Here is a 16,532-nt window from a genome sequence, read left to right on the forward strand (position 1 = left end):
GGCAGGCAACCCCGGTGCGACACCGGGCACGGGTTTCGCACCCTGCCCAGGGATGTGGAGGTTTCACCGGTGGACGCACCCAGGTCCCGGGTCGGGAGCAGATTCGGCCCCTACGAGCTGCGCTCGCTGCTCGGCAGGGGCGGCATGGGCGAGGTCTACGAGGCCTACGACAGCAGCCGCGATCGACTGGTCGCGTTGAAGTTGCTGCCCGAACAGTTGGCGCAGGATCCGAGCTATCAGGAGCGGTTCCGCCGCGAATCGCGCGCGGTGGCCGGGCTGACCGAACGGCATATCGTCACGATCCACGATTCGGGCGAGATCGACGGCATGCTCTACATCGATATGAAGCTGGTGCGCGGGCGTAATCTGCGCGCACTCCTGCGCGACGAGGGTCCGATGGCTCCCGAGCGCGCGGTATCGATACTCGCGCAGGTGGCCTCGGCCCTGGATGCCGCACATGCCGCGGGACTGGTACATCGCGATGTGAAACCGGCGAACATCCTCGTCACCGACACGGACTTCGCCTATCTCGCCGACTTCGGCCTCGCCCGCAACGAGGGCGATACCGGGATCACCATGGTGGGCACCGCCGTCGGCTCCTACACCTATATGGCCCCCGAACGGTTCGACGACGGACCCGTCACCGGCCGGGCCGATATCTACTCGCTGGCCTGTGTTCTGCACGAATGCCTCACCGGTGCGACCCCGTTCCCGTCGCAGAGCGTCAGCGTGCTGGTCCGCTCGCATCTGTCCGAGCCGCCGCCGCGCCCGAGCCTGCAGCGCGCGGATGTGCCCGAGGCGCTGGACGCCGCACTGGCCCACGCCATGGCCAAATCCCCCGGCGACCGCTTCGCCACCGCGGGCGAATTCGCGGCCGCGGCGGGCGCGGCCCTGGGGATGTCCGCGAATCCCGAACCCGCTCCCGCGGATTCATCGCCCGGGGGCGAGGACACCCGGCTGTTCCTGTTCGGCGAGCCGCTCGCGGCCGATCCCGCCGTTCCCGGCGCGGGCGCCGGGACGCGGCCGGTCCGGTCGCTGCTGGGTTCCCCACCGCCGCCGGCTCCGTTACCGGACAACGCCGCGCAGTCCGCCACGCCGTCCGGACCCGCCCCGGACCCGGCGGCCACCACCTACCTGCCGACCGGTCCCGCGCCCGCTCGCTTGCCCGCCGAGCCGACGACCTTCCAGCCGTTCGGCCCGGAGGGTCCGACCATTCCGGCGCAGATGCGTCCGCGCGGCCCGGCGGCCCCGGCCGAACCCACCCGCGTCCAGTCCGACCAGGCCCCGGCCGCCCAGGGCTATCCGCTCGACGAGGATTCGGAGCAACCGACGGCCGGGCAGCGTCCCGAACCCCCGCCGCCCGCGGCGGGTTCGCCGACCATGGTCATGCGCACCGGTGCGGGCACCGGGCAGCCCTCGACCGCGGATTCGGCAACCACCTTCCTGCGCCGCGAGGATCTGCCCGGAGCAAATCAGGCCGGGACGGATCAGGCCGGGGCGCAGCGCAATCCGGCGGAGTCGATCGCCCGCGGCTACGAGACCACCGGCACGCTGCGGATCATCCCGCCCACCGGTCCCGATGCCGAACACGACCCCACCGGCGATCTGCCGGTGATCCATCCGGCCGATCCGACCCTGGTGCGGCCCGGCGAATTCGCGTTCACCCCGCTGCCGCCGCACGCGCAGGCCCGCCCGGTCGCGCCGTGGGAGTTGCCGCCGAGCCACGACTTCCCGCCGCGCGAGAACCACGCCTACGGCCGCGAGGACGACGCCTACGGCGAGGAGTACTACGACGAGTCCGATTACGACCCGGACGGATACGCCGAATCGGATCGGCGCGAACATAAACGGTCCATCGCGGTGCCGATGGTGCTGGGCGTGGGCGGCGTGGCGCTGGCCGCGATCGCCGGTGCGGTCGGCTGGCATGTGATGAACAAACCGGACAACACCGGCACCGTGGTCGCGACGGGCCAGGCGACCTCGTCGATCGCCCAGCCGCGCACCACCGCCACCGCGGCCACCACACCGCCCGCCCCGACCACCACCGCCGGCGGGACCGTCACCCTGCCGGTCGGCGCCTCGGCCTGCCCGGCCACCTCGGCGACGGGACGATTCGCCAAGTCCGCCACGGGATCCGACGTCACCACCTGCGGATTCGCCGAGGCGGTCCGCAAGGCCTACGCCAAGGCGCTGGAACCGCAGACTGCCACCGAGGCGGCCGGTTCCAACGGCCCCGCCTCGGTGGTGGCCGTCAGCCCGGCCACCGGTCGCTCGTACACGATGAACTGCACTGCCACCGGCCAGTTGGTCACCTGTTCCGGCGGTGAGAACGCGGTAGTGTATGTCTATTGAGGTGAAGCCGGTCCGCCGCAAGGGTTTTCGACGGTCGTTGCTGCTGGTCGCGGTCCTCGCCGCCGCGGGATGTACCGCGAATGCCGGGGTGCCGACCGCGGATGAGGAGGCGATCCCCACCCCTGTCGCCACGCTCAAACCGGCCGCGGGCGCCCTGTCCAGCTCGGGCGCGCTGGCCGCCGATTTCGCGCAACTGCAGAACGAGCTGCACGGCAGCGTGGGTATGGCCATCATGCAGGTCGGCAGCGAACACGCCCTCACCCTGGGCAATTGGAATACCGGCATCGCCTGGTCCACCATCAAGGTGCCGCTCGCGCTGGCCGCGTTACGCCACGATCCGGCCGGTCTGGCCGAGACCGCATCGGCCGCGATCACCGCCTCGGACAACGATGCGGCACAGGCGTTATGGGAGGCGCTCGGCGGCGGTAATCAGGCGGCCGAGGCGGTGGAGGCCGTGCTGCGCGAAACCGGCGACACCACAACCGATGTCGCCGACCGGCACAATCCCGCCGCGCGGGAGTCGGTGGACGATCCGCTGGCCTTCGGGGCGACGGTGTGGACGCTGCTCAATCAGGTTCGATTCGCCTCGCGACTGCCCTGCCTCAAACACGCCGCCCGCGTCGTCGATCTGATGAGCGAGATAACCGCCAGCCAGAGTTGGGGTTTGGGCGCGTTCGTCGGCGCGGAGTTCAAGGGCGGCTGGGGACCCGACGACGACACCGGCGCCTATCTGGTGCGCCAATTCGGACTCGTGCCCACCTGGTCCGGACAGCTCGCGGTCGCCCTTGCCGCACAACCGGATTCGGGCAGTTTCGACGACGCCACCGCCATGCTCGACAAGCTGGCCGCGCTGCTGGCCAAACACGTTTTCGCACTCGGCGGCGGAGAGTGCAAGGGGTGACGACGATCTCGTCGCACATGTGACAACCGAGATCACCGTATTTGACCCCGGCCGCGATGTCGGCGAAGAATTCCTCGACTAGTGGGTGCCACGGTCACGTGGCCACCCGATGATGGTGGAGGTAAGCGGATGGACATACCGCGAAGACGGTCGAACAGCCGGGGGGCCGGGCACTTTCGAGTACGGGCTGCGGCGGCGCTGTGCGGAATCGTCCTGGCGGCCGGGATCACGGCCTGTTCCTCCACCTCCGACAGCGGTCCGGCCGAGACGCTGGTCCGGCCGTCGACCATCGAGGGCAGCGCGATGGTCGCGCTACCCGGATCGCTCGCAGCCGATTTCGCCGAACTGCAGCCCACCCTCGGCGGACATGTCGGCCTGGCCGTCGCCGCGGTCGGCGGCGATCGGATCACCACGCTGGGTGATTGGACCGACGGCCCGGCCTGGTCGACGATGAAGGTGCCGCTGACGCTGGCCGTGCTGCGCGGCAACGGCAACACCAGCACATATCAGATGTCCGCGGCCATCACCGAATCCGATAACACCGCCGCCGACGGACTCTGGCAGACGCTGGGCACCCCCGATGCCGCGGCCCAGGCCGTCCAGGCCGTACTGCGCGACGGCGGCGACCCCACCACCAAGGTGCCCGCCAACCGTGCCCGCGCGGATTACTCCGCCTTCGGACAGGCCGATTGGTCGCTGGCCGATCAGGTCCGCTTCGCCTCGAAACTGCCCTGCCTGGCCGACGCGAATTCGGTCACCACGCTGATGAGCAAGGTGGTCTGGGGTCAGCAGTGGGGGCTGGGCCGAGTGGACAACGCCGCATACAAGGGCGGCTGGGGTCCCGATGTCAACGGCAACTATCTGGTCCGGCAGTTCGGCCTGGTGACCACGCCCAACGGACAGGTGGCGATCGCGCTTGCGGCGCAGGCCGGTTCGGGATCCTTCGACGAGGGCACCCAGATTCTCAACAAGTTGGCGACGCTGGTGAGCAAGCATCTGGGCGACCTGCCCAGCGGCCACTGTCCCACCGGACGCTGATTTCCCGGGGGGCCGGGGCTGCGGTATCGGCGCGCGCCCGGCAAGATAGCCGGTATGCGCATCGGAGTCTTGACCGGAGGCGGGGACTGCCCAGGCTTGAACGCGGTCATCCGGGCCGTCGTTCGCACCGCGAACGGCCGCTACGGTGACGCGATCGTCGGGTTCCAGGACGGCTGGCGCGGTCTGCTCGAGGACCGCAAGATCCATATCCACAACGACGATCGCACCGACCGGCTGCTCACCAAGGGCGGCACCATGCTCGGCACCGCGCGCACCAATCCGGAGGTGCTGCGCGCCGGGCTCGGCCGCATTCGGCAGACCCTGGACGACAACGGCATCGACGCGCTCATCCCGATCGGCGGCGAGGGCACCCTGACCGCCGCCAGCTGGCTGGCCGAGGAGGGCGTGCCGGTGGTCGGCGTGCCCAAGACGATCGATAACGATATCGATTACACCGATACGACCTTCGGCCACGACACCGCGGTCGATATCGCCACCGACGCCATCGACCGGCTGCACACCACCGCCGAATCGCATCAGCGGGTGATGCTCGTGGAGGTCATGGGCCGCCACGCGGGCTGGATCGCGATCAACTGCGGTATCGCCTCAGGCGCGCATCTCACGTTGGTTCCGGAGGTGCCGTTCGATGTGGACGAGGTGTGCACCATGATCAAACGCCGCTTCCAGCGCGGTGATTCGCATTTCATCTGCGTGGTGGCCGAGGGCGCCAAGCCCGCGGCGGGTTCGTTCACGCTGCGCGAGGGCGGGGTCGACGAGTACGGGCACGAGCGGTTCACCGGCGTCGCCCATCAGCTGGGTGCGGAGATCGAGCGGCGCATCGGCAAGGAGGTGCGCACCACGGTGCTCGGTCACGTCCAGCGGGGTGGTAAACCCACCGCCTACGACCGGGTGCTGGCGACGCGATTCGGTGTACATGCGGCAGAAGCGGTGCACGACGGGCAATTCGGCCAAATGGTGGCGCTGCACGGGACCGAGATCGACCTCGTGCCGCTGTCGGAGGCGACCAAGCAGCTGAAGCTGGTCCCGGCGGATCGTTACGGCGAGGCGGCCGCGTTCTTCGGGTAATTCCGTTGTGCCCGATCATTCACGATCTCGGCGCGCAACATTCTCCTGGTCTCCGCATGTCCCGCGCGAGGATCTCGATACCCTTTTCGATGTCGGTTCTCGCACGGCATGTCAGAACGCTGGGTTGTCACGATGATGTACATCTTCGACTGCACACTCGATCCCGGGCCGCTCACGCCCGAACGGGCGCATGAGGCGATGCAGATTCATATGTGCTGCACCGTCGATGATTGCCGGGTGCGAAGACGGGCCCGGCGCATCCTCGTCGAGGCCGGGCATATGGTCCTCGACGAACGCGCTACGCCGTAGCCGCGCGACTCGGTTCGCCGAGGCGACGGGTGCGGTATCGCACGAGCGCCCACAGCAGCAATGCCTCGGCGATGGCGGTGAACACCGTGAGGAACTGGCTGAAGTAGCTGGCCAGCACGTTGACCACCGTCAGCGACACCACATCCGACCAGATGCCCAGGCGCACACCGAGTTCCTCGTCGCCGCGCCACCACACGATCGCGCCGGCGGCACAACCGACCGCGACCACCACCTCCGCCCCGGCGGCGATTCCCAAGCCCGCCAGCGACTTCCAGCCGTGTCCCTGGGTGACGTCCAGCATCCGATCCAGCTCGGACCACGGCGAGCGCCAGCCGGAGAGCACCACCACGGCCAGCGCCAGCCGCACGGCCGTCCAGGCGGCGTGGCCGAGCAGCACCGCGATCAGCACCGTGCGCAACGCGGGCAGCGGCAGATATCGGTCCTCGAAGCGCCTGCCGATCCCGGCGAGCCTGCTGGCCAGGGTCGGGGTCTCGACGCACGGCACGGAGTTCAGATAGTTCGCGAGCGCATCGGCGAGTTCGCGCTGCGGCGATTCCAGCCGATCCCGATCGACCCGCTCGAGTTCGGCCAGCAGCACCCCGCGCCGATGGACGGACATGCGCGCGGCGACCATATCGCCGACCTCCTCGGTCAGCGCGCCCAGCGCCAGTTCCGGCGAATGCACCCGGCGCCGGGCCGCATAGCGGGCGACGGCCACCGTGAGCAGGAAGGCCAGGTAGATGATCGGCGCGGCGAGCGGGAAGAAGTAGTTGTTATCGGCGGTGATGAACTTGCCGACCTCGTCGATGAACAGGCCCAGCCCCACCCCGGCCAGCACCGCGGTCCAGACGATCGCCGTGCGCCCCGACGACAGCAGCTGCAGCAGGCACGCGATCACCAGCAGCAAGCCGCCGAACAGCGCATGCGCGATGTGATAGGTGTGCCCGCCGATCTTCGGATATCCCGAGGCCATCAGATACAGCCGCGTGATCACCACGGTCAGGCCGAAGCCCACCGCCATCAGGGTCACCAGCCGGCCCGCGTCCGGCCGCCACTGCATTCGCATCACCCGTGCGCCGATCATGAGTCACCACGATGGCACAATCGCGCCGCGAGGGCACGCCCGAACCCTCAACGGCCCGCGCTCACCGCCACGATGACGACGATCAGTGCGACCGCCAGCACCATCGCGGCGGCGATGATCCAGCCCATGGGCAGGGCTGATCGGCGCGATACCGGTTGCGGCGGTGCGGGATCGGCTGGATAGAACGGCGGGGGTGGCGAATAGCCCTGGGGTGCGGCAGGTCCGGCGAAGGCCGGCGGGCCCGGCGGCAGCGGCGGGGGTCCGCCCAGGGCCACCGATGCGGACATAGGCGGCGAAAACGACTGTGTCGCCGGGGGGATCGGCACGGCATGCAACGGCGGCGGTACCCGCACGGCCGCGACGGTCAGCGCGCGCTTGGCCGCGGCCGCGAAATCCGAACAGGTGGCGAACCTTTCGATCGGCCGCTTGGCCATGGCCCGCGCGATCACCGAGTCCACGGCCGGGGACAGTCCGGGCCGCCGCACGCTGGCCGAGGGCACCGGCAACTGCAGATGTCCGCGGATCACCTCACTGGGATCCTCGGAATCGAAGGCGGCCGAACCGGTCAGCATCCAGTACAGCGCGCAGGCCAGCGAATACTGATCCGAGCGGTGATCCAGCTCGGCCCCGGTCATCTGCTCGGGTGAGGCGTAGGCCAGGGTCGCGGTGAACATCCCTGCCTGGGTCAGATGCGTGGAATCCTCACGCAGCCGGGCGATTCCGAAGTCGGTGAGAAACACTCGCTCCCCCTTACCGCCGCCGGAGCGGGCCAGCAGGATGTTGGCGGGTTTCACATCCCGGTGCAGCACGCCGCTGCTGTGCGCGTAATCCAGTGCGGCGGCGACGCCCTCGATGATCTGCACCGCCCGCTCGGGCGGCATGCTGTACGGATTGACCGTCGCCGCGTCCACGCCGTCGACGTACTGCATGCTGATCCACAGCAGATCATCCTCGATGCCGCGGTCGTAGACGGCCACGATATTGGGGTGATCGAGCTGGGCGGCCAGATCGGCCTCGCGGTCGAAGCGGGCGCGAATCTCGGCGTCGGTGAACAGCTCTCGGTTCAGCAGCTTCAACGCCGTGAGCCGGGGTAGTCGCGGGTGGCGCGCCAGGTAGACCGAGCCCATGCCGCCCTGGCCGAGCAGCCGCTCGATGGTGAAGCCGGCGAACACGTCACCGCTGTTCAACACCCTGCGATCACCCTTCCGTCGACGGTAGAGACCGCGATCCTACCCGAGCGCACCGCTCATCCCGGGGTGACCAGTCCGGATTCGTAGGCGAGCACCACCGCCTGGGCGCGGTCGCGCAGATTCAGCTTCGAGAACACCTTGGACACATGGGTTTTCACCGTCTGTTCGGCGACGAAGAGCGTTTCGGCGATCTCGGTGTTGGACATACCCCTGGCGATCAGCTCGAGCACCTCGCGTTCGCGCGGGGTCAACGCACCCAGTGCCGGTGCGGGTTTGGGCTGGGCCCGACGACGCATGACATCGGCGATGAGCCGCCGGGTGACCGTCGGCGCCAGCAGCGCCTGCCCCTCGGCGACCACCCGCACCGCGCGCACCAGCTCGTCGGCCGGGGCGTCCTTGAGCAGAAATCCGCTGGCGCCCAGGCTCAATGCCTCGTACACGTAGTCATCGATATCGAAGGTGGTCAACATGAGCACCCGCACCGGCGGGTCGAAACCCGCGGCCAGGATCGCCCGGGCGGCGTCCAGGCCGTTCATCTCCGGCATGCGCACATCCATCAGCACCACATCCGGGCGCAGCCGCTTGGCCTCGGCGACGGCGATCTTGCCGTTCGGCGCGTCCCCGACGACGCTGATATCGGACTGCGCGGCGAGCAGGGCTCCGAAGCCCTGCCGAACCATCGCCTGATCGTCGGCGATCAATACGGTGATCGACACGTGCGGACCCTACGCGAACCGGGCGATCGACGCGAGGCCGACGATCAGGGAGTACACCGCGAACGGCAGCAGCGTGCGGCTCTTGAAGAACCGCTCCAGGAAGCGCACCGCCAGCCACGCCGACACACCGGCCACGATCGCGCCGACCAGCGCCTGGCCGTGGATCTGCGCACCCTGCGGGCCGAACAGCTCCGGCATCTTGAGCACACCGGCCGCGAGAATGACCGGCGTCGCGAGCAGGAAGGCGAACTTCGCGGTGTCCTCGTGGTCCAGACCGCGCAGCAGGCCGCCGACCATGGTCAGGCCCGAACGGCTGAATCCGGCCAGCAGCGCACCGGATTGGGCCAGGCCGATACCGAGGGCGTCCTTGACGCTGAGCGAGGCGAGCCGCTCCTCGGATTCCAGGCGGGTGTCCTCCTCGATCGCCGCGCCGCGCGCCCGCGCCTGCGCGCGCTCCTCGCTCTCGGCGAAGCGGCGGCCGTAGTCGGCCAGGGAGGGAGCGTTGCGGCGCTTGAGCCCCTCGCCGACGATCAGCACGATGCCGTTGAGAGCGAGGAAGACACTGGCGTAGATCGGGGTGGCGAACATCGTCCGCAGCGGATGCTCGAGCAGCAGGCCGAGCACGCCGACCGGAATCGTGGCGAGCACGATCAGCCAGGCCAGCCGCTGTGAGGACGTTTCGATCCGGCGGGTGCGCAGGGTGGTGACGAATCCGGTGATGATCTCGACCCAGTCGCGCCAGTAGTAGCCGAGCAGCGCGAGCGCGGTGGCCACATGCAGGGCGACGACGAAGGCAAGATACGGCGTGCCGTTCGCGGAATCACCGTCGGTGACCAGCTTTTCCCACGAACCGCCGATCCAGGCCGGAACCAGCACCGAATGTCCGAGACTCGAGATGGGGAACAGTTCGGTGACGCCTTGGAGCGCACCGATGACGATGGCTTGGATGTAGGTGAGCATCGTGAACGAGTCTCCCACGGGCGCGCCGGGAATGCCGCACCCGATCCGGGCTCGGGCGCTGCTCGCTTACTCCACCGCGAAGAAGCCCACCGGCCCCGGCTCCGCGACCGGATCCGCGGGATCATCGCCCGACAGTGGTAGCCGGGCCCGCACCTCGAATCCGCCGTCGGCGCGCGGGGCCGCGACGAGCGTGCCCCCGATCGCCTCGGCCCGGGCCCGCATACCCGCGATGCCCGTGCCCGGCGTCACCCCCGCCACATTCACCGAAGCATCGCCCGGACCGTTGCCCACCACCAGGTCCACGGCATCGGGCCCGACCGCGAGGCTCACCCGGACCTGCGAATGCGGTGCGTGCCGTGAGGCATTCGCCAGCGACTCCTGCACGATCCGATACAGCGCCAGGCCGGTGGTATCCGGAATCGCCTGCAGCGCACCGTCGATCGTCCACTCGACCGAGACCCCGGCCCGGCGCGCACCGTCCAGCAGGGCGAGCAGGTCGACGGCCGCGGGCTGCGGCGCGTGTTCGGGCAGCTGACCGTCGCTGCGCAGCACCCCGAGCATGGACCGGATCTCGTTGAGTGCCGCGCGCGCCGACGACCCGATCGACTCGAATTCCGCTCGCGCGGCGGGTGATACGTCGTCGACCCGGTACGGCGCGGTCTGCGCCTGCACCACCACCATCGACATGTGGTGGGCCACCACATCGTGCAGGTCGCGGGCGATGCGGGCCTTCTCCTCGAGGATCGCCCGGCGCGCGCGTTCGAGTTCGTTCTCCTCGGCCTGCTGGGTCAGGGCCTTGCGCGAGAGCAGCAGCCAGCGCACCAGCAGGCCGAATGCCACCAGACCGGTCATGGCGATGGGCCAGCCGAACGCGGCCTGGGCGAACGAGTCCTGGGCCCCGGCCATGGTGGTGGCCATCAGCAGTGCCGTGGCGACCCAGGCCACCAGCACGATCTGCATCTGCGCGCGTACCGCGACAGCGAACAGCAGCGCGAACAGCGCCAGGATATGCACCACCTGGAACGGGATGTGGTTACCCGGCTGACTGGGGATCGCCAACGCGATCAACAGCGCCGATCCGGCCGAAATCGCCCATCCCAGAGCGGGATTCACGCGGATCAGCACGAACGGCAATGCGGCCAGGCCCGCGATGAACGGCTGCGCGGCCGCGGGCACCTGATGGGTTATGTGCAGCGTCGGCCATGCCACGGAGAAGAAGATGCCGGCCACTACGACCGTGAACGTGTCGAACCACAGCCGCAGCCGATCCGGTTTCGGCGTCTTCCGGGTCACCTGCCGCGCGGTCTTCGCAATCCGAGCCATGGTGACGACATTAGAAACCCCTGCTCGCCCGCGTCGTCATACCTCCGAGTGAACTGCCATCCCTACGGTGGTATGAGAGGCGGCACGGGCTCACCCGACGCACCGGTCCGGGATTCGATCCGCAGCGTGAGGCCCTGTTCGGCGTCCGATTCCTAACGTTTCGTGACATGAGCGAAGTACCACCGCAGCCCGGAAACCACGCTCGGCCGCCGCGCCGATCGCATGCCGAGTATCCGTCGGGCACGACCGAGCGCGCCGTGCTGCGCCGCCTCGCGGCGGCCGCGGCGGTGATCGGGCTCGTCGGCGCGTCCACCATGGCATTCGTTCCGGCGGCTGCGGCGGCGAGTGTCGACACACCGGCGGTGGAGAATCCGGACGCGCAGCGGGCGGTCGTCGAACTGGCCGGGGTCCAGCCCTGGTCCGCGGTGGTCCCGGCGGATTTCGCCGCCTCGGCGGGTTACCGGCCGACGGTGAGCAGGGGCCTGCTGGTGGATCCCGCGGGTGCCTGCTCCTCACCGATCCCGCTGCCCGCCGAATTCGATACCGCTTGTCAGGCTCACGATCTGGGCTACGACCTGCTGCGCTATGCCAAGCAGCATGGCCAGCCACTGGGATCGTGGGCACGCCAGAGCATCGATGCATCCTTCGAGCAGCAGATGCATTCGGTCTGCGCGGTGCGCGCGGACGGCTTCTCCCGCATGGAGTGCGACACGATGGCGACGGTCGCCAGCACCGCGGTCGACCTCAACTCCCGCCGCCAGAACTACGCCACTCCGATGCCTGAATACCTGTTCGGCACACAGCTTTCCGGCAAGGCCCTGGGTTGGCAGCTGCTCCGCGTGTTCGCACCGGCGGTACTGGTGCTGCTCGCCCTCGCCGCCCTCGTCGTCATCCGGCGCCGGGCGCGCATCGAATCTCTGAGGAGTCCGAAGTGACCTCGACCATCGCCACCGAAACCGCGCGGCCGCAGGCGAACCCGCGCCGCCCGCGTCCGAGCCTGCCACGCACGGGCCCGCGCATCGGGACCACCCTGGCGATCACGATCGGCCTGACGGCGTCGATGGCGCCCGCCCTGCTCCCCCGGACCGCGGAGGCACAGGCGATGGTCGGCGGGGTGCTGATCGCGGTCTGCCTGGCGGTGGCCGGGTCGGCGCGAATGCTGCTGCGGCGCTGGGATTTCGATATCAATCGACCGTGGGCGGCCTATCGGCTGCCCGCCGCGTCGGTCGGGGCGGTGGTGGTATCGGGTGCCGTCGTGCACGCCTGCCACTGGCAGAACCGGTTGCGGGCGGCCATGGATTTCGCGCCGATCGGGATCGGGTATTGGATGCGGTGTGCGCTGCTGACCGTGGTGATCGCCGGGGTACCGATCGGCCTGGCACGCGGATTGCGCTGGCTGGTACGGCGTTTGGGCTTCGCGCGCAGCGCCGGGCTGGCGGTGGTGGCGGTGCTGGCGACCCAGTTCGCGCTGCTGCCCGCCGTCGTGGACTGGCGTCGCACGGCCTATGCGTCCGCCAATGCCGAAATGGATCCGACTGTGGTGCAACCGGTTTCCCATACGCGTTCGGGCGGTGCAGATTCGGCGGTCAGCTGGCCGTCGCTCGGTGCCGAGGGCCGCAAGTTCGTCTCCGGACAACCCGCTCGAGGGGTGCGGGTATATGTGGGCCTGGAGTCCGCACCGGAGCTGAATTCCCGTGTGGCCCTCGCACTGCGCGAGCTGGAACGCTCGGGCGGCCTCAACCGCTCGAACCTGGTCATGGTCGTGCCCACCGGATCCGGCTGGATCGACGCCAACGCCGCCGCCGGTCTGGACCAACGCTTCGGCGGCGACGTGGCGCTGGTAGGCCTGCAATACTCCGAGGCCCCCAGCTGGGCCACCTTCGTCTTCGGCCGCACCGCCGCCGAACAATCCGCCCGCACCCTGTTCACCGCGATCGAACAACGCCTCTCGACCATGCCCCACCCACCCCACCTCTACATCTACGGCCAAAGCCTAGGCGCCACAGCCGGAAGCGCGATCTTCACCAACGACCAGGACCAACGCCACCGCCTCTGCGCAGCCCTCTGGGCAGGCCCACCCGCCGACCGAGTCCACCACGCCGGAGCCACAATCCTCGCCAACTCCTCCGACCCGGTAGTCCAATGGTCCCCCCGCTTGCTCTGGCACGCCCCCGACCTCACCGACACCCGCCCGGATGCCCCACGCCCCCAATGGCTCCCGGTCATCAGCTTCATCCAAACCTCCACCGACCTGATGTCCGCCCTGGCCCCCAGCGCAGGCCATGGGCATCGCTATGGCATAGATCAGGGCACCGCGATGGGAACGTGCTGAACCACCCCCGGTTTCAGGTCTCGAGCCATCGCTCGACGTCATCGAGCGTGTCGGCAACATGGACCTGTTCACCGTCAATGACGTCGGCCAGCAGCCAGACATACGGCATCGGGCTTTCCCGGACCAACCGATACCCCGCCCTCTTCGCTCTCTCGGTCAGCTGACGAATACGCGGAGATTGCGCGCTGGTGGGCCCGGCCCAGTACTCGCGGCGCACCGCGTCCCACAACGGGGCCAGCTTCGGCCATCGCTCCCGCATGTCCACCAGATCCGGCGGCTCGGTCGGATCGAACACCGCCAGCGGACCCGGCTCCCCAACACGGGCGACCCACAGTATCTGGATAGCACCGTGATCCAACCGCCAGACAACTGACCACCCGTCCGCCTCGGTGCGGTATGTCTTGTCATCGTCAGGCATGCCCACTCACCTCCGGATCGATCGGACTACCTCAACCATTTCGCAGCACTGCTGGTCAGACCAGGTACGCGCGGTGCACTGAGGGCGTACTCTCGGGGCACTCGACCCGGTGAGAAGGGGCTCAGCGGATGAAGACATGTGGACGGTGGACCGGTCGTGAAGCTATTGCGCTGAAGGAAGCGCTTCGAATGCGGCAGGAGCAATTCGCCGAGGCGGTCGGCGTTTCCGTGGAAGCAGTGAAGAAATGGGAGCGCCGCGGTGCGACGATCACTCTCTCTCCGCCGTATGCGGCCCGGATGGACCGCAAGCTGCAAGAGGCCGGAGTGGATGTGGCAGAACGCTTCTGGTCGATCCTGGAAATCCAGGACACCGCGAAGGTCAGCACGAGGCCCGCCGCAATGCTCGAATCCGGTGCTCTCGGCATGGCGACTGAGGGGGCACTGGCCAGCCGACCGCTGGTCGCGGCGTTCGCGGACAGCGGGGTCGACCATGTACGGCATTTCCTCGACAAGCGAATGACCATCATCGAATCCGACAACATCTATGGATCCGCAGTGACCCTGCCGGATGTGCTCGGTTCCATCGCTCGAATGCTGGCACTGCGCAAAGCGAAGGTGGTCGAATCCCGACCCGTGCTGAGACTGCTCGCCATGTACGCCGAAACAGCGGCATGGCAATTCCAGGACCAGCGAGACTTTGCCAGTGCCCAGCACTGGGCGGAGAAGGCACTCACCTGGTCGCACCAAATCGGCGACACCTACTGCATCGGGCTCTCACTCGTTCGGATGAGCCAATTGGCATGCGATATGGGCGATTTTGAGAGCGGACGGGAGCTGGCCGAACAGGCTCGGCGCACCGCACCACCCGATTCCCTGTTCGCTGCCGCCGCTGTCACCTTCGGCGCACATGCCGCGGCTCTCGACGGCGACCGGTCCGGCAGTGCCCACGCGTACGACGCTGCCCGCACGCTGGTGGCCCGCGCCACCACCGATCCCGCGTGGGGCTTCTTCCTCGACCATTCCTACATCGACGCCCATCATGCCCACACCCTTGCCGAATTGGGTCGACATGCCACTGCCGCACAGCAATTCGCCGATGCGATCGCTCGGATGCAAGCGGGCTACCCGCGCGAGCGCGGTGTCTACCTGGCGCGGGCGGCGGTTGCGTACATGGCCGCCGGAGAGATCGAACCCGCCGCTCGACTCGGTAGACAGGCCCTCGCGATCGGCACCGTAACCGGATCGGGCCGCATCATGAACAAGGTGATCACCTTGGCAGGGATGATCGATCCGGCGAGTCGCCTGCCCGGTGTCGGCGAGTTCGTCGAGGAGTTCGAAACATGGAAGGACACACGTTGTCTCGACCCTATGTAGTCCTGTCCGTGGCGGTCAGCATCGACGGCTACATCGACGATACGATTCCCGCGCGGCTCTACCTGTCCAACGAGGCCGATTTCGATCGCGTCGACCAGGTGCGCGCCGAGTCCGACGCCATCTTGATCGGTGCGGAGACTCTGCGCCGCGACAACCCGCGCCTGATCATCAAGCGCGAGGAACGTCTGGCCGCCCGCGTCGCCGCGGGCAAACCGGCTCATCTACAAAAGGTCGTGGTCACCGCATCCGGCAATCTCGACCCGGCCGCCAGGTTCTGGCACCACGGCGTCGAGGAACGACGTCCGATCGTGTACACCACGGATCCCGGCGCGGAGAAGCTGAGGGATCGGCTCGCCGAGCTTGCCGTCGTTGTATCTCTCGGCACGACAATCGAATTCGAGGCACTACTCGACGATCTCGGTGACCGCGGTATCGAACAGCTAATGGTCGAAGGCGGCACCAGCATCCACACAGCGATGCTCGCCGCCGGTCTCGCCGACGAACTCCATCTCGCTGTCGCGCCCCTTCTGGTCGGCCAGCCCGACGCCCCTCGCTTCGTCAACCCCGCCGAGTTCCCTGGCGGATCACGGCGACGCATGCAGCTGATCGACGTGACGCAGATCGGAGACGTTGCGCTACTTCGCTACCTCCCCAGGAACACCTCGCCCGATCAGTGATTCGATAGCGGAAACCACAGCGCCCGAGGTCAATTCGTCCAAGATGGCATCCGGAGCATGCTCGGCGAGTTCGTCTCGACTGATCCGGTGCGCGACCGCGATCACGTGGAAGCCCGCATGCCGTGCGCACGCGATATCGTTCGGCGCATCACCGATGACGACTGTCCGGGCGGCATCGAGTGAATCCCCGTACCGCGCGGCGAAGCGTTCACCGACTACGGTGGGAAGCTCGAACCGGTCTCTCGCATCAGAACCGAATCCGCCGATACTCAGGTCCAGATGCGAGTCCAGACCTGCGACCCTGAGCTTGAATTCGCCAGCGACGCGCAGGTTTCCAGTCAGCACCGTCTGGATGAAGCCGCGCTCGGCCAAGGCGGCGATCGCGGCGGCCGCACCCGGATAGGCGGGCTGGTCCCGCGCCAGTTCCTGCTCCCCTTCGGCCATAACCAGCGCTAGCACCTCAGGGAAACGTACAACTCCGCGCTCCGCGTCCTCCGGACAGACACCCGAAGCGATGGCCGTATCCGCGACGATGGACTCATCGGTGTAGCCGTGCACACGGGCTGCGGGGAAGACGACATCCACCTCGCGGAGTTCATACGTTCGGGCGACAGCCCTTCTGAGCCAACGCAAGTCGGCGGGAATCAAGGTGCCGTCCACATCCCAGACGACGAGTCCTCCGTAGGCCGCACACATACCGTGCATTCTGGCAGACGCGAATACGCGGCTATAGGCTGACCGACACCGAGGCGTCAGCGTGACCGGCCGTTGAT

At 68.3% G+C, this 16,532-nt stretch carries 16 protein-coding genes; 9 read left to right on the forward strand and 7 right to left on the reverse strand.

From position 1 onward, the window contains the following. The first annotated feature begins 69 nt into the window (after window positions 1-69). The 5 genes from ACIA76_RS19205 to ACIA76_RS19225 all read left to right on the forward strand — a co-directional run bounded on the left by ACIA76_RS19205 (window position 70) and on the right by ACIA76_RS19225 (window position 5,686). Window positions 70-2,352 carry a protein kinase gene (locus ACIA76_RS19205; protein WP_397153173.1) on the forward strand — a complete coding sequence of 761 codons (2,283 nt, stop codon included), beginning with the start codon at window positions 70-72 and terminating at the stop codon, window positions 2,350-2,352. After that, window positions 2,342-3,253 (forward strand): serine hydrolase, encoded by a 912-nt coding sequence (locus ACIA76_RS19210; protein WP_397153174.1) that lies wholly within the window; start codon window positions 2,342-2,344, stop codon window positions 3,251-3,253. Before ACIA76_RS19205 ends, ACIA76_RS19210 begins: the two co-directional genes overlap by 11 nt. A gap of 129 nt (window positions 3,254-3,382) precedes the next feature. Then, window positions 3,383-4,291 (forward strand): hypothetical protein, encoded by a 909-nt coding sequence (locus ACIA76_RS19215; RefSeq protein ID WP_397153175.1) that lies wholly within the window; start codon window positions 3,383-3,385, stop codon window positions 4,289-4,291. A 54-nt stretch (window positions 4,292-4,345) separates the two neighbouring features. Further along, window positions 4,346-5,377, forward strand: a complete 1,032-nt coding sequence (locus ACIA76_RS19220; RefSeq protein WP_397153176.1) for an ATP-dependent 6-phosphofructokinase — start codon at window positions 4,346-4,348, stop codon at window positions 5,375-5,377. A 132-nt stretch (window positions 5,378-5,509) separates the two neighbouring features. Further along, window positions 5,510-5,686, forward strand: coding sequence for a hypothetical protein (locus ACIA76_RS19225; RefSeq protein ID WP_397153177.1), 177 nt, complete (start codon window positions 5,510-5,512; stop codon window positions 5,684-5,686). Here ACIA76_RS19225 and ACIA76_RS19230 read toward each other — a convergent pair. The 5 genes from ACIA76_RS19230 to ACIA76_RS19250 all read right to left on the reverse strand — a co-directional run bounded on the left by ACIA76_RS19230 (window position 5,676) and on the right by ACIA76_RS19250 (window position 10,959). Then, on the reverse strand, window positions 5,676-6,770 hold the full coding sequence (locus tag ACIA76_RS19230; protein WP_397153178.1) for a MazG-like family protein: 1,095 nt from the start codon (window positions 6,768-6,770) through the stop codon (window positions 5,676-5,678). The two genes, ACIA76_RS19225 and ACIA76_RS19230, sit on opposite strands and share 11 nt — an antisense overlap. A gap of 47 nt (window positions 6,771-6,817) precedes the next feature. Further along, window positions 6,818-7,960 carry a serine/threonine-protein kinase gene (locus tag ACIA76_RS19235; protein ID WP_397153179.1) on the reverse strand — a complete coding sequence of 381 codons (1,143 nt, stop codon included), beginning with the start codon at window positions 7,958-7,960 and terminating at the stop codon, window positions 6,818-6,820. A 56-nt stretch (window positions 7,961-8,016) separates the two neighbouring features. After that, on the reverse strand, window positions 8,017-8,676 hold the full coding sequence (locus ACIA76_RS19240) for a response regulator (protein WP_397153180.1): 660 nt from the start codon (window positions 8,674-8,676) through the stop codon (window positions 8,017-8,019). 9 nt (window positions 8,677-8,685) lie between these two features. Next, a complete protein-coding gene (locus tag ACIA76_RS19245) occupies window positions 8,686-9,636 on the reverse strand; it encodes an undecaprenyl-diphosphate phosphatase (protein WP_397153181.1) in 951 nt (316 codons plus the stop codon). A 66-nt stretch (window positions 9,637-9,702) separates the two neighbouring features. Then, entirely contained in the window at window positions 9,703-10,959 is a 1,257-nt protein-coding gene (locus ACIA76_RS19250; protein WP_397153182.1) for a sensor histidine kinase, read from the reverse strand. A gap of 167 nt (window positions 10,960-11,126) precedes the next feature. Between ACIA76_RS19250 and ACIA76_RS19255 the strand changes: the two genes are divergently transcribed. Together ACIA76_RS19255 and ACIA76_RS19260 are read left to right on the forward strand one after the other, a co-directional pair. Next, window positions 11,127-11,894, forward strand: a complete 768-nt coding sequence (locus tag ACIA76_RS19255) for a phospholipase A2 (protein ID WP_397153183.1) — start codon at window positions 11,127-11,129, stop codon at window positions 11,892-11,894. After that, window positions 11,891-13,291, forward strand: a complete 1,401-nt coding sequence (locus ACIA76_RS19260; RefSeq protein ID WP_397153184.1) for an alpha/beta-hydrolase family protein — start codon at window positions 11,891-11,893, stop codon at window positions 13,289-13,291. Before ACIA76_RS19255 ends, ACIA76_RS19260 begins: the two co-directional genes overlap by 4 nt. 13 nt (window positions 13,292-13,304) lie before the next feature. Here ACIA76_RS19260 and ACIA76_RS19265 read toward each other — a convergent pair whose 3' ends face one another. Beyond that, window positions 13,305-13,715 carry a hypothetical protein gene (locus tag ACIA76_RS19265; RefSeq protein WP_397153185.1) on the reverse strand — a complete coding sequence of 137 codons (411 nt, stop codon included), beginning with the start codon at window positions 13,713-13,715 and terminating at the stop codon, window positions 13,305-13,307. A 182-nt stretch (window positions 13,716-13,897) separates the two neighbouring features. On the opposite strand from ACIA76_RS19265, the gene ACIA76_RS19270 reads away from it, so the two are divergent. Together ACIA76_RS19270 and ACIA76_RS19275 are read left to right on the forward strand one after the other, a co-directional pair. Then, window positions 13,898-15,082, forward strand: a complete 1,185-nt coding sequence (locus ACIA76_RS19270) for a helix-turn-helix domain-containing protein (RefSeq protein WP_397153186.1) — start codon at window positions 13,898-13,900, stop codon at window positions 15,080-15,082. Continuing rightward, window positions 15,049-15,759 (forward strand): RibD family protein, encoded by a 711-nt coding sequence (locus ACIA76_RS19275; RefSeq protein WP_397153187.1) that lies wholly within the window; start codon window positions 15,049-15,051, stop codon window positions 15,757-15,759. The genes ACIA76_RS19270 and ACIA76_RS19275 overlap by 34 nt, the downstream gene beginning before the upstream one ends. Here ACIA76_RS19275 and ACIA76_RS19280 read toward each other — a convergent pair. After that, a complete protein-coding gene (locus ACIA76_RS19280; protein WP_397153188.1) occupies window positions 15,718-16,455 on the reverse strand; it encodes an HAD family hydrolase in 738 nt (245 codons plus the stop codon). The two genes, ACIA76_RS19275 and ACIA76_RS19280, sit on opposite strands and share 42 nt — an antisense overlap. Between the last annotated feature and the right edge of the window lie 77 nt (window positions 16,456-16,532).

This window comes from Nocardia sp. NPDC051570, assembly GCF_044454005.1.
Taxonomy (GTDB): Bacteria; Actinomycetota; Actinomycetes; order Mycobacteriales; family Mycobacteriaceae; genus Nocardia.